The following is a 13,036-nucleotide window of genomic DNA, read 5'->3' as shown; positions in this document are numbered from 1 at the left end:
AGCGCTCAGGTAGCGAGGGCCAGGACGGGCGCACGGGTGTGGAAGGATCGGGTCCGTGAATGGGCTTCCCCCGTCCGGTGCGGGTGCGGCAGGCGGTGGTGAACTGCGGCGTGTTCTGGAGCGCTTCGACATCGGCGTCGTAGTGCGCCGGATGGAGGCCGGGTTCGGCCGGTTGCCGGCCTACACCGGCTTCGAGTGGCCGGTGGACCGTACGGCCGTGGTGCGCTGGAACGTCGACCTCGTACTGCGCTGGATGGTCAACGGGACCCCGCCGGACAGTTACCTCCGGTCCGAACTGCATGAGTTCCTGCGCGTCCGCGCTGTCGCCGGCCAGCCGATCGAGGACAGCATCCTGGTCTACCGACGTGGTGCGCGGATGTTCTGGGAGGCGCTGCTCGACCTGGCGACCGACGAGGACCGGGCGGTGCTCGTCGCGGAGTGGGACACCGTCTGGGGCTGTCTGGAGGACTACCTCGACCTGGTCGTGGACGTGTTCGCGCGGGCGTACGCCGACCAGCAGGACGTGCCGTCCACGGCCGGTGACCGGCGCGCCCGGGCCCTGTTCGACCGGTTGTGCGCGCGGCTGCCGGTCACGATCGAGGACCGGGACCGGGCCGCCCGGCTCGGGTTCGAGCTGGCGGAACCGTACCGCCCCTTCGCCGCCCTACTGGCCGGGGCCACGGTCACCGGGCAAGCCGATCTCGCCTCGCGGCTGCGTACGGCAGGGGCGCTCGCGTTCACCGAGGGGGTCCGGGTGGCCGGGCTGACACCGCCCGGGTTCGGCTGGGCGGCGTTTCTCGAAGACCCGCGGCTGATCCTGGCCCAGGACCCGCCAGTCGCCCGCGACCGGCTCGGCGCGGCGGTCGACGGCCTGCGCGCGTTGCTCGCGATCGCGACCCGGTCCGGGCGCCGGGGCCGGGTACGCGCCGACGACTACCTGCCCGAACTGCTGCTGGCCGACTCCCCGGAAGCCTCCGACCGGATCGCCCGGCGGGTCTTCGGTCCGTTGGAACGGGCCGAAGCCGTGGATCTGGCGGACACTCTGCGATGCCTCGCCGTCCACGGCTTCGACAGCACTGCGGCAGCGGCAGCGCTGCCAGTGCACCGCAACACGCTGCTGTACCGGATGGGCCGGATCGAGAAGCTGACCGGTCTGTCTCTCAAGGACCAGCGGGACCGCACCCTGGTGCTGCTCGCCGTCACCTGGGAAACCGTCGCCCCGGCCCTGCAGTCGGCCTCGGGGCGGTCGGACGTCTTCGACTAGGTCCTGTCCCTCCACGGGGGAACCGTCCGGGAAGACCGATCGGCCGAAGTGGGCCGGCCGCTGATCAGTGCGGGTTCCGGGTCGCAGAAACCGCCGTGGCGCGACCGGTCCGGGACCGTGACCGAGGTCGAAGGCCGGGCGGAGGGCCGACCCCGCGGCGGATGGAGTCAGGCCGGTCGGGCGATGCCCCGGATCCGGCGTGCCAGGCCGAGTTGCATGGCGCCGAGCATGATCAGCCACAGCCCGGCCAGGAAGGACAGCGTCAGCAGCGACAGCCCCGGCCAGATAAGCAGCGTCAGGCCGGCCAGGACACCGAGCACCCCGATGAAGACGTTCCACGCTCGTCCGGGCAGGCCGGGATGGTCGACCGCCGCGAACACGGCGGTGAAACCGTCCACGATCCAGTAGACGCCGAGCAGCAGCCCCAGCGCGAGCACCGTGATCAGAACGTGCCGGATCGCGTACAGCCCGAGCAGCAGGCTCACCACGCCGAGGACCGCGGTGAGGGTGCGGGCGGTACCGGTCTCCTCCAGGCTCGCCGATCCCACCAGCCGGAAGACCCCGGTGGCGATCAACTGAGCACCGAGGACCATCGCGAGTACGACGAGGGTCGGACCGGGCCACGCCAGGGATATGACACCGATGACGATCGAGACCAGCCCGTAGAGCAGATGCCAGGTCCAGGAACCGCCCAGGCGGGCGATGGGGCTCTTGTTCATGCCGCGAAGCTATCGGCGCTCCCGTTGGGCGAACTCCCAAAAACCCGCCGGGCCTTCGTGCCCTCGCACAGGGCGGAAGGGCGTTCAATGGAGCGGACAGAACGCGCATTCCGAGGGGTCCTGTACCGGTGTCCGTCACGCGCCGGACGCCGGCCGCGGTCCCGGCGCGGCCCCGGCGGGAAGTGGCCGCCGGGGCAGTGCCCGAGCGTCGCGGAAGCTGTCCGGAAAGACCTGTTCCAGTTGCCTACACCGGGAGTGCGAGGACATGGCCGGTCCCGTTGACTGGGAAAGCTTCGCCGTGATGACCGGAGGCGCCAGCGGCGCCCTCACCGGCCTGTTGTTCGTCGCGGTGTCCCTCAACGCCAATCGGATCGCCAGACACCCGGTGCTGCGCGCGATCGCGGCGCAGACCCTCGTGTTGTTCCTTGCGCCGCTGGTCATGGCGACGATTCTGCTGGTGCCCCGCCAGGCCGACTGGGCCCTGGGCGCCGAACTCGTGACCGCCGGGCTGGCCGGAGGCCTGAGCCTGCTGGCCATCGGGCGACGCAGGCGTGCTCCGGTCACCGCCGACAAGCGACTGACCGGCCTCTTCGACCGCCGTGACACCAGCATCGTCGTCATGCTGCTGTTCGTGGCCGGCGGAGCCGTCCTGGCGTCCGGCAGGCCCGCCGGGCTCTACCTGCTGCTGCCCGCCTCGCTCGTGGCGTTCGTCAGCGGGGTGCTGAGCGCATGGAACTTCCTGCTCCCGCCGCCGGACTTGCTGTAGCGGTCTCGCGCCGACGGCCCGTGCCCGACGCGTGCCGACAGCACAGGGGCCGACGGTGACCACGGCAGCGGCCCCCCGTCCGTCGGTCGTCGGCCACCCCCGTCCACCGGTGGTCGTCAGCCCCCCGCCCACCGGCCGCACCGGACATCCCTGTGCGCCACATCCCTGTGCTTCGGCCGCCACCGGCTGCCATGCGTGGGCTGCCTCCCCCATGTACCGGCGAGAACCGGTCCGCACCGAGCATCTGGAAGGTAACAGCCATGTACGCCACGCCCCGGGCCGGCGTCGGGCCCGCGGCGGCCGGGCGGCTGCGCAACGTACTCCACGACCTGGACAGCGAGGCGCTGGCACGGCAGTTGGCCCGCGATCTGAGCGACACCCCGGCCGGACGAATACCTGGCCATGGCTCCTGGGCGGGAGCCATGGAGCACATCATCCGCCGCAGCCTGGAACTGGTCAGGAACTGGCTGCTGAGCGGACAGGAGCCCGGCGGGGACGTGCTGTCGGACCTGTACGAGGCGGCGCGCGAGGCGGCGCGGCACGGCCTCACCGTGGAGGACGCGATCCGTGCCTGCTGCGGTGCGGCGCGGGCGGTGCGGAGCACCGTGACGGAGGCAGGCCCGCCCGAGGGCGGTGCCTGGCCGCCGCCTCACCTGGACGTGCCGTGGGCGTTCCTCGACATGGCCCTGACGACCGTCACGCGGGCGTTCGCCGACCAGCGGGACCTGCCGTCCGCCGACGGCGACTCCCGGGCGGCGACGCTGTTCGCCCGGGTCTGCGCCCGGTCGGCGACGACCATCGAGGACCTCGACAGGGCGGAGCGGCTGGGTTTCGAACTCGCCGGCCCCCACTGCCCGTTCGTCGCCGTGATCGACGGTGGCTCGGCCGCCGCGCACGCCGGCCTGGCGGCGCGTCTGCGGTCCGCGGGTGCTCTCGCCTGCACACAGGGGCACCGCGTCGCCGGGCTGACCGGTCCGGGCTTCGACTGGGCGGGTTTCCTCGCCGACAGCACGCTGATCCTCGCCGCCGAGTCGGCCACCGGCGCCGCCGGGCTCGCGGAAGCGGTGGGCAACCTGCACGACCTGGTCACCCTGGCGGGCCGGGCCGGACGCCGGGGACGGATCCGCCCTGACGACTTCCTGGCGGAGCTCATGCTCGCGAACTCCCCCCGGCTGGCCGAGGACATCGTGCGGCGGGTTCTCGGCCGACTGGACGCCGAGGACCCCTCCGGGACGTTGTCGCAGACGCTGCGGTGCCTGGCCGCGCACGGCTTCAACCGGACTGAGGCAGCGGCAGCGCTCCCGGCCCACCGCAACACCCTGCTCTACCGCATCAACCGGATCGAGAAGCTGACCGGCCTCGACCTCGACCGGCACGCACACCGCGAACTCGCCCGGCTGGCCGTCGTCTGGAGAGACACGACAGGCGGCGACACCCTGGCCCGGCCCGAGTGAGAGTCGGCGGAGGCCGCCGGATGCACCGACGGGGCCCGGCCCGGCCTCGGAACAGGCTCAGGGCGGCCGGTGCCGGACGACGACGACGCGCCCCGGCACCGCTCGCGGTCGGCATCCTCGACTTCCCTGTCGTCAGGGGTTGTTGCCGTGCACAACAGCCGGTCGAATCCTTGGCCCCGTGCACAGTGCGAGCGGTGCCACGCTGGCGGCGGCAGGACAGAACCGGCCGGGGCGTCCGCCCTGACGGCTGCCGTAGCGAGGGAGGGATGCGGGCATGGCTTCCGCACCGAACACGATCGTCCTGATCCACGGCCTGTGGATGACGCCGCTCGCCTGGGAGCACTGGGCGGCCCGGTACGAGGAGCGGGGCTTCACCGTGCTCACGCCCGGATACCCCGGGATCGAGCCGGGGGAGGCCGGGGTGGCGGCGCTCCGCGAGGACGCCTCGGCGATAGCCGGTGTCGGGGTGCGCGAGGTGCTGGATCATCTCACCGCCGTCATCGGGAAACTCGACTCCCCGCCGATCATCATGGGGCACTCGTTCGGCGGGACGTTCGCCCAGCTCCTGGTGGGCGCCGGGCTCGGGGCGGCCGGAGTGTCGATCGACGGCGCCGCGGTCAAGGGCGTGAACGCGATGCCGTTCTCGGAGCTCCGCTCGGTCCTGCCGGTCCTGAAGGACCCGGCGAACGCACACCGGGCCGTCCCCCTGACGGCCGAGCAGTTCCACTACGCCTTCACCAACACCCTGGACGAGGACGCCTCCCGGCGGGCTTACGACCGCTACGCCGTGCCGACGCCGGCCCGCATCCTCTTCCAGGGCGGCCTCGCGGCCCTCACCCCGCACGCGGCCACGACCTTCGACTTCGCCGACGGTGACCGGGCGCCGCTGCTGTTCGTCTCCGGCGGCAGCGACCACATCCTGCCCCCGGTCGTCCAGCGGCAGAACTACGAGAGGAACGCGAAGCACTCGACGGCGGTCACCGCTCACACCGTCTTCGACGGCCGCGACCACTTCACCTGCGGCGAGCCCGGCTGGGAGGCCGTCGCCGACTTCGCCCTCGGCTGGGCACTGAGCCCGCGCGCCGGAGTCCTCGACGCCGGGCCCGGCGAAACCCGCTGACCGGACCCGGACCCGGGTACACCGGCTGAGAACGGAGACACCCCCATGTCGAAAACGGTGGCCGACGGCCTGTGGGAGATGCTGGTCAGCGCGGGCGTACGGCGCTGCTACGGCATCGTCGGCGACGCACTGAACCCGGTGGTCGACGCGATGCGCCGCAATGGTCAGGTCGACTTCGTGCACGTGCGCAACGAGGAGTTCGGCGTCTTCGCCGCGGTCGCGGAGGCGAAACTGACGGGGCAGCCGGTAGCCGTGTGCGGGACGGCAGGCCCAGGAGTGGCACACCTGATCAACGGCATGCTGGACGCCCTGAAGGAGAAGGTGCCCGTCATCGTCCTGGCCGGCGACACCGAAACCGGACTGATGGACAGCGAGACCGTCGAGGAGCTGAACCCGTACCGGTTCTTCGCCTCCGCGGCGGTGTACGTGGGCCGGCTGGTCAATCCCGGCCAGCTCCGCACCGTCGTCACCTCCGCGGTGACGGCCGCGGTGACCCGGGGCGGCCCCGCCGTCGTCGCACTGCCCGGAGACGTCGCGGCGGCGCACGCGCCGAAGGACCGCTACGAGATCCGACTGCCCCGACCGGTACGCGCGCCGGCCGGAGCGGAGGACCTCGCCGCCATGGCCGGGCTGATCAACGAGGCGGGCACGGTGGCGGTTTTCGGCGGCCAGGGCTGCGCCGGGGCGCACGCGGAGGTGACGGCGCTGGCCGGAAAGCTGGGCGCACCGGTCGGCTACTCCCTCAAGGGCAAGCAGTTCCTCGAACACGACAACGCGAACGCGGTCGGGATGACCGGTCTCCTCGGCTACGGCGGCTGCCATCACGCGCTCCAGCACGCGGACGTGCTGCTGATGCTCGGCACCGACTTCCCGTTCAGCAGCTTCCTCCCGCACGGCGGGACCAGGATCATCCAGGTGGATCACGACCCGGAACGGCTCGGCCGACGCGTACCGGTGGACCTGGCCGTCACCGGCGACGTACGGGCCACCGTGACCGCGCTGCTGCCACTGGTCGAGCCGAAGTCCGACGGCGGGTTCCTCGCCCGCTGTGTGGAGGAGACCGAGCGGTTCCACCGCAGGATGCGGCACTACGAGGAGAAGGGGCCGCGGATCAGGCCGATCAGGCCGGAGTACCTCGCCACGGTCCTCAGCGACCTAGCCGCCGACGACGCGCTGTTCTTCGCCGACACCGGCACCCCCATCGTCTGGGCGGCCCGGCACATCAGGTACGGCCCGGAGCGGCGGCTGTTCGGATCCTTCTCCTGGGCGTCGATGGCCACCGCCTCGCCCGGCGCGTTCGGGGCACAACTGGCCTTCCCCGGACGGCAGACGATCGCCCTGTGCGGCGACGGCGGGTTCACCATGCTCGCACTCGGCGACCTGCTCACGGAGGTACAACGCCGACTGCCCGTCGTCCACATCGTGCTGAACAACAGCGGCCTGGACTTCGTCAAGATCGAGCAACAGGAAGCCGGATTCGTCCCGTTCGGGACCGACTTCGCCAACCCGGACTTCGCTGCCGTCGCCGAGGCGATGGGCGCCAAAGGCATTCGCATCGAAGACCCCGGTGACGTGGCGGACGGCCTCGCGGCCGCGTTGGCCCACACCGGCGGCCCGGTCGTCGTCGACGTCCTCGTCGACCCCTACGCCCTCGCGGTCCCCGCCCACGTCCCCGTCGGCACAGCCGCCGGATTCACGCTCAGCGCGGCACGGCAGATCCTCGCCGGCCGCCTCGACGACGTCATCGACACCGCCACGCACAACGCCCGGATCGTCTGAACGGCCGCCCGGTCGACGGAGGAAGACTCACCATGACAGACACGAACGACTCCCCGCCGAACGCACCTGACGCACCTGACGCGCCGCCCGGCGGCTGGCGCGAGATCTATCACGGCGGCTCACCGGAGGCCGAAGAGGCCCACTTCCGTGACCTGGCGGACGTCGTCGTCGGCGTCCAGCGGACGAACAAGCGGAAATCCGGCTCGCAGGTCTCCCGCCGCACGTTCCACGCCAAGATCGTCGTCGGTGTGGACAACGCCGAACTCGCCTTCCGGACCGATCTGCCCGCCGACCTGTGGGCCGGAGACTTCACCGCCGGGGCCCGGCTGCCGGCCGTCGTCCGGCTGTCCAACGCCAGTGGCACCGTCCGGCCGGACGGCAGCCCCGACCTCCGCGGCGCGGCACTGAAGCTGACCCTCGCCGGTGGTGGCGAACACGACCTCCTCATGACCAGCTACCCGGTCTCCCACGCCCGCGACGCCACCCAGTTCGTGGCGATCGCCAGGATCGGCGCCGGTCCCAAACCCCTGGTCCTGCCGCGCATGCTGGCCAAGTTCGGCCCTTCGGAGACCGCACGCGTCCTCCGCAACCTCAGGCAGGCCAACCGTCCCTCGCCCGGCCTGGCCCTGGAGTCCTACTGGAGCCGCGGGGCCGTCCTGTGGGGCGCCACCGGACCCGTCAGGTTCCGCCTCAGCCCACTCGGCCCACTCGACGGCCCCGTCCCGGCGTCCGCCCCGCCGCCGGACCCGGCCGACGGCCTCCAGGCCGACTTCGCCGCCCGGCTGAGCGACGGGTCGGTCCGGTTCGCCCTGCACATCCAGAAGTACGTCAGCGAGAGGCTGACACCGATCGAGGACGGGGCGGTCGAATGGAAGGAAAGCGACTCGCCCTGGCTCGCCGTGGCCATCCTGACGATTCCCGCCCAGAACACCCGCGACGCGCAGGGCCGGGCCACCCGCGACCACGTCGACACCCTCGCCTTCAACCCCTGGCACGCCCCGGCGGAGTTCCGCCCCCTCGGCAACCTCAACCGCGCCCGCCGCACGGTCTACGCGGCCAGCGCCAGGGAGTGGCACGCCCGGTAGCGGGTACGCCGAATCCTGACCCGCCCTCCTCCACACGCTGGTCGACGGCATGGGGCGGCCCGGATCACCCACCCGGACAGGCAGCTGCGACTCGGCCGCCGGTACGAGGAGAGGACCGGGCCGCCACCGAAGAACCGGAAGCAGCCCCGGGCCCTCCCACCCACCAGACGGAAGGGCCTCTGACCACGTATTTCTCTGTGCCCCCGGCAGGATTCGAACCTGCGACACCCGCTTTAGGAGTTCGATCTACGACCCCCTCTGAGGCAGTCGACGGCTGGTCCGACGGTCGTCCAGGGGTGCCGCTGTTTGCCGCCCTCGGGCCCCGTTGATGTCAGCCTGGTTCAGTCGGGTAGATGCCGTTGGCTACGAGCGCGACAACGTCATGTTCGTCGAGTTTTTCGACAGAGACAACGGCGCCGGACTCGGCGCCGGCCGCCAGCCCGGGCGTACCGGCATCGCCGCGGATCTGATCCGCGGCGGCACCTCGCCTCCCCGGCGATGAGGAACGAGTCCGCCCGCGAGCACGAACCGGGCAAGGTGTCCGATACCACGCCGTTCGGGCCGTGGGGGTTTCGACGTGGACCGAGAGGGGTTCGCATGCAGACAGACGGGCGACGAATATCCGAGGCACTCGCCGACGGCGATCAAAGGACCGGTCGGGCGCCGGCGTCACGGCTGACCGTGTTCGGCTGGGCCGTCGCAGCGGCAGGGGGCGTCGCGGCGGTTGCCGTGGCCGCCATGACGCTGTACAGCGTACGTTCGGTACTGATCAAGGCAGTCATCGGGCTGTTCCTCGCCGTCAGCCTGGACCCGCCGGTACGCTGGATGGTCGGGCGCGGAGCCCGACGCGGGCACGCGGTCGCAATCATCTTCCTCACGACGCTCGTCCTGACTGCTCTGTTCCTGTGGGCGTTTCTTCCCCCGCTGCTGAGCCAGGGCACGGGCCTCACCTCCGACTTCCCCGGCTACCTGGCGCATCTGCGCAGGCAGTCGCCGGCCCTCGCCCGGCTGGACGACCGCTTCCACCTGCTGGAGCACATCACGGCATGGGCCAGGACAATGCTCGATCGAGCCGGACACAACGCCTGGACGTATGGGCAGCGAGCGATGGGCGCCCTATCCTCGGCCCTGCTCGTGGGCGTACTGACCATCTATTTCATGCTCGACCTGCCCCGGATACGGAAGGGGCTGGTCGCCGCCTTCCCGCAACGGCACCGCCGCAAGGCCGACGACGCCGTTGCCGTCGTCGCCGACAAGGTCGGCTCATACATGATCGGAAATTTCGCCATCTCGGCGATCGCCGGAGTCGCCACGTTCGTCGCTCTGACTGCCCTACAAGTGCCGTTCGCGGTTCCGCTGGCGGTCTTCGTCGCACTGACCGACCTGCTCCCGATGATCGGCGCGACGCTTGGCGCTGTGGTCTGCATCGTCGCCGCCCTGGCCACCACCGACCTGTGGCCGAACACCATCGTCGTCGCACTGTTCTTCGTCGTCTACCAGCAGCTGGAGAACTACCTCATCGCACCGAGGGTGTTGCGCAACGCGGTGCAGATGCCGGCCCTCGCCGTGCTGCTCGCGGCGCTCATCGGCGGAACGCTACTTGGACTCATCGGCGCGCTGATGGCGATCCCCATCGCCGCTGCCGTCAGGGCCATCACTGTCCCGGCGCTGCGAACCCGTCGGCAGGACAGCCTCACGACGACGCACGAAACCCCCTGACGGCCCCCCTCGGGCACCAAAAAGGGCGAGGCCCGAAGACCTCGCCCGAAACCACCGAAACCCCAGCTCAGGGCCACACCAAGCAATACGGCTGATGCCCCGCCTCCTGCAACCGATGCGAGAAGGTACCGAACCCCTCAAGTACCGAGGTCGGCCACCTTGATGAGGTGTCTCTACGTATCGGCTGCGCACAAGATTAGATTCGTCCCTCTCCTGACATCTTCGAGTTCCGTCGCTGTCTCCTAGCGGAGAGAGGTCCTGTCTGGCTGTGACGCTCGTTTGACGCTCCGAGTGTCGGGCAGCCCCCTCTCGCGGGCAACAAACCGCATCTGACCTGCGCGTTCTCGCGGAGGCATGGGGTTCGACACGTTTCCGATGACGCATCGCGTGGAGTGCCCCGCGATTCCGGAGCTGGTCGGGAAGGGCGCCTGACCTGCGGGTTCGGGTGGTGTGCCCTATGTGTGGTGTGGGTGTTACGGGCGATATCCGGACGCTGAAATGATGTTCTCCGAGGTGTCTCCTGAGCCGGTACGCGAAGTGCCTGTACGACCGACGGTCCATCAACGACCGGGGCATTGAGGGGCTTTTGGGCTCATGCGATCAGTTGATAGCGATATGTGAACTTGGCTCCGACCGTAGTTCCGTGACGCCCTTGTCGCCCCCCGGCAGATGCCCGGTTCGGACGACCCATGCGTCTGTCCGAGCGTCTTGCGGGCGTGCCTTGAACGGGGAGACATGCGCTGAGGGTATGCCGTTTCGAGCAAGGTGCCCTTGGGACATGCGAGGAGATCAGCTGTGTACGCAGTGGTTCGGCGGTACGAAGGTGTGACAGATCCTGCCGAGGCGGGGCGCCGTGTGGACGAGGGGTTCGTCACTCTCCTCCGCCAGGTCCCCGGCTTCGTGGCCTACTACTGGATCGACGCCGGGGCTGGGGTGATGGTCTCTACCAGCGTCTTTGAAGACGAGGCCGGAGCCGAGGAGTCGGTCAAGAGGGCGGCGGACTTCGTACGGGACAACCTCACGTCGCTGCTTCCCAACCCTCCGCAGGTCACGGCCGGCCAGGTCGTGGCTGCCGGACAGTGAACTACGGCCCGCTCCTGCGGCGGCGTGCGCGATGTCGGCGATCTGGGTGGAGTCGGCGCCGGGAACACCGATACGCAGTTGTACGGCCAGGGCGGTCAGGGCATCGATGCCGCCCTGCGCGCCGTGAACGGCGATCTCGCACTGCTGCCGCTCACGATGAGTCTGGTCATGGGGCTCCTCCTGGTCGTCACGGTGAACTACTGGCACCTCGTACGGCGTACGCCACCGCGGAGTCCGGGTCGGCGATCGCCAAATGAAGGCGAACGCGAGGAACGGCACGGACCGGTGGGGTGCGCGCCCCCCGGTGGACACGGGCGAGGAGGTGGTGGCAGCCCCTTTGGGGAGGGCCACGCGAAGGCCTTCCTGACGTCCTGACGTCCTGACGGACGGATCCCGTTGAGGACACTTCGCCGATGTCCTTGGTCTCATGCGCCGTACCGGGGGCCGGATGTCAGAAGAGCGCCGCGGCCGGCCAGATGCTGCAGGCCGCTGTCGGAGCCGGCCGTGCAGGTGCGGGACGCTGGGAGACTTGCCGGTCACAGCCTGAGGGTGAACCAGGTGGTCTTCCCGCGTTCGTCGGGGCGGACGCCCCAGCTGTCGGCGAGGGTGTCGACGAGGACGAGACCGCGCCCGGATTCGTCGTCGTGGGTGGCCAGACGGGGTTGGGGCAGGTGTGGGCTGAGGTCGCTGATCTCGACGGCGCACTCGGAGACGCTGCGGCGGAGGCGGAGGACGACAGGACCTTCCGCGTGCTGGACGGCGTTGGTGAGGATCTCGGAGACCAGCAGTCGCGCGTCGTCGGCCCGTTGGGCGCAGCCCCAGGCGGCAAGCGTCTCGACCACGAAGGAGCGGCCCGCGGACACCGCGGAGGCGGTGGCCGGCAGTTCTGTACGGGCGGTGTCCAGCGGGGCGGCGGGGAGCTGGGTCAGGAGCAGGGTGACGTCGTCGTCATGGCCCTCGGCGTCGGGCAGCAGCGCGGTGAGGACGTGGTCGGCGGCGGCGTCGAGGCTGCTGGTGCGGGTGAAGGCGTCGTCGAGGGCCGTGGTGAGTTTGTCGATCTGGTGCTCGATGTCGCTGCCGGGGGTCTCGACCATTCCGTCGGTGTACAGCACGAGGGTGGCGCCGGGCGGGATGGCCGAGCTGGACTGCTGATAGAGGATGTCGCCGACGCCGAGAGGCGCGTTCACCGGTGCGGGAAGTCTGCGGCAGCCGCCTTCGGGATCGGTGACGAGGGTGGGCAGATGACCGGCGGAGCACACGGTGACGGATCCGGCGTCCGGGGCGATGACGAGGTAGCAGCAGGTGACGAGCTGGTCGGGGACGTCGAGGTCGGCGACGACCGCGTCCAGGGCCTGCATCAGCTGACGGGGCTGCATGGCGGTCTTGGCCAGGGCGTGGGCGGCGGAGCGCAGCTGGCCCATGACGGACGCCGCTTCCAGACCGCGGCCCATCACGTCGCCGATGAGGACCCCGACCCGGCCGGCGCCGAGCGGGATGAGGTCGAACCAGTCACCGCCCACGCCGGCGCCCTGGGTGGCGGGCCGGTAGCGGCTGGCGGCGGCCAGGCCGGGGATGGCGGGCGGGGTGCCCATGAGGCTGCGCTGCAGGGTGAGGGCGATGTGCTGCTGCTGCCGGTACAACTCGGTGAGTTCGGCCTCCGCGCGCTTGCGGTCGCTGATGTCGCGGACGATGGCGCAGGCGCCGACGACGGTTCCGGCGGTGTCCCGGGTCGGCCACAGGGTGACATCGACATCGAGCAGGGCGCCGGTACTGGTGACCCGGAGCGTTTCGAAGTGCTCGATCTTCTCGTCCTGTCTCAGCCGCTCCAGCAAGTGGGTGATCTCGTCCTTGCGCTCCGGCGGTGCCAGCATGGACACGTGCTGCCCGATGGCTTCCTCGGCCGAGTAGCCGTACAGGCGCTGGGCGGCGGTGTTCCAGTAGGTGATGCGGCCGTCGAGGGTCTTGGCGAGGATCGCGTCCTGGGAGGACTCCACGAGCGCGGCGAGCTCGGTGATCCGTGCCTCGGCGGCCTTTCGTTCGCTGACGT

10 protein-coding genes are annotated in these 13,036 nt (G+C 70.6%); 8 read left to right on the top strand and 2 right to left on the bottom strand.

Features of this window, described 5'->3' with window-relative positions:
• Window positions 1-55: 55 nt before the first annotated feature.
• The gene (locus ACFWPQ_RS35405; protein ID WP_384044070.1) at window positions 56-1,264 is read left to right on the top strand and encodes a PucR family transcriptional regulator; all 1,209 of its coding nucleotides are present in this window, start codon (window positions 56-58) and stop codon (window positions 1,262-1,264) included.
• Window positions 1,265-1,431: 167 nt separating this feature from the next.
• Here ACFWPQ_RS35405 and ACFWPQ_RS35400 read toward each other — a convergent pair whose 3' ends face one another.
• Window positions 1,432-1,983 (bottom strand): HdeD family acid-resistance protein, encoded by a 552-nt coding sequence (locus tag ACFWPQ_RS35400; protein ID WP_384044066.1) that lies wholly within the window; start codon window positions 1,981-1,983, stop codon window positions 1,432-1,434.
• Between the two features lie 265 nt (window positions 1,984-2,248).
• On the opposite strand from ACFWPQ_RS35400, the gene ACFWPQ_RS35395 reads away from it, so the two are divergent.
• The 7 genes from ACFWPQ_RS35395 to ACFWPQ_RS35365 all read left to right on the top strand — a co-directional run bounded on the left by ACFWPQ_RS35395 (window position 2,249) and on the right by ACFWPQ_RS35365 (window position 10,989).
• Complete coding sequence (locus ACFWPQ_RS35395; protein ID WP_384044063.1) at window positions 2,249-2,749, top strand: hypothetical protein; 501 nt, start codon at window positions 2,249-2,251, stop codon at window positions 2,747-2,749.
• A gap of 260 nt (window positions 2,750-3,009) precedes the next feature.
• On the top strand, window positions 3,010-4,203 hold the full coding sequence (locus tag ACFWPQ_RS35390; protein ID WP_384044060.1) for a PucR family transcriptional regulator: 1,194 nt from the start codon (window positions 3,010-3,012) through the stop codon (window positions 4,201-4,203).
• Window positions 4,204-4,477: 274 nt separating this feature from the next.
• Window positions 4,478-5,323 carry an alpha/beta hydrolase gene (locus ACFWPQ_RS35385; RefSeq protein ID WP_384044057.1) on the top strand — a complete coding sequence of 282 codons (846 nt, stop codon included), beginning with the start codon at window positions 4,478-4,480 and terminating at the stop codon, window positions 5,321-5,323.
• Between the two features lie 45 nt (window positions 5,324-5,368).
• Window positions 5,369-7,102, top strand: coding sequence for a thiamine pyrophosphate-dependent enzyme (locus tag ACFWPQ_RS35380; RefSeq protein ID WP_384044054.1), 1,734 nt, complete (start codon window positions 5,369-5,371; stop codon window positions 7,100-7,102).
• 32 nt (window positions 7,103-7,134) lie between these two features.
• Window positions 7,135-8,187 carry a hypothetical protein gene (locus ACFWPQ_RS35375; RefSeq protein WP_384044051.1) on the top strand — a complete coding sequence of 351 codons (1,053 nt, stop codon included), beginning with the start codon at window positions 7,135-7,137 and terminating at the stop codon, window positions 8,185-8,187.
• Window positions 8,188-8,784: 597 nt separating this feature from the next.
• Entirely contained in the window at window positions 8,785-9,906 is a 1,122-nt protein-coding gene (locus ACFWPQ_RS35370) for an AI-2E family transporter (RefSeq protein WP_384044048.1), read from the top strand.
• Window positions 9,907-10,731: 825 nt separating this feature from the next.
• Window positions 10,732-10,989, top strand: a complete 258-nt coding sequence (locus ACFWPQ_RS35365; protein ID WP_384044045.1) for a hypothetical protein — start codon at window positions 10,732-10,734, stop codon at window positions 10,987-10,989.
• Between the two features lie 536 nt (window positions 10,990-11,525).
• Here ACFWPQ_RS35365 and ACFWPQ_RS35360 read toward each other — a convergent pair.
• Window positions 11,526-13,036, bottom strand: a 1,511-nt coding sequence (locus ACFWPQ_RS35360; protein WP_384044043.1) for a SpoIIE family protein phosphatase, incomplete at its 5' end; no start/stop codon positions are given.

Origin of the sequence: Streptomyces sp. NPDC058464 (assembly GCF_042721035.1) — a bacterium.
Lineage (GTDB): Bacteria > Actinomycetota > Actinomycetes > Streptomycetales > Streptomycetaceae > Streptomyces.
The sequence above is the reverse complement of the archived record's forward strand: the minus strand, read 5'-3'. Positions and strand labels throughout refer to the sequence as shown.

Excerpts from the sequence above, each read along its gene's own strand:
- ACFWPQ_RS35400 (WP_384044066.1), bottom strand. The coding sequence starts at position 1,983 with ATGAACAAGAGCCCCATCGCCCGCCTGGGCGGTTCCTGGACCTGGCAT.
- ACFWPQ_RS35395 (WP_384044063.1), top strand. The coding sequence starts at position 2,249 with ATGGCCGGTCCCGTTGACTGGGAAAGCTTCGCCGTGATGACCGGAGGC.
- ACFWPQ_RS35390 (WP_384044060.1), top strand. The coding sequence starts at position 3,010 with ATGTACGCCACGCCCCGGGCCGGCGTCGGGCCCGCGGCGGCCGGGCGG.
- ACFWPQ_RS35385 (WP_384044057.1), top strand. The coding sequence starts at position 4,478 with ATGGCTTCCGCACCGAACACGATCGTCCTGATCCACGGCCTGTGGATG.
- ACFWPQ_RS35380 (WP_384044054.1), top strand. The coding sequence starts at position 5,369 with ATGTCGAAAACGGTGGCCGACGGCCTGTGGGAGATGCTGGTCAGCGCG.
- ACFWPQ_RS35375 (WP_384044051.1), top strand. The coding sequence starts at position 7,135 with ATGACAGACACGAACGACTCCCCGCCGAACGCACCTGACGCACCTGAC.
- ACFWPQ_RS35370 (WP_384044048.1), top strand. The coding sequence starts at position 8,785 with ATGCAGACAGACGGGCGACGAATATCCGAGGCACTCGCCGACGGCGAT.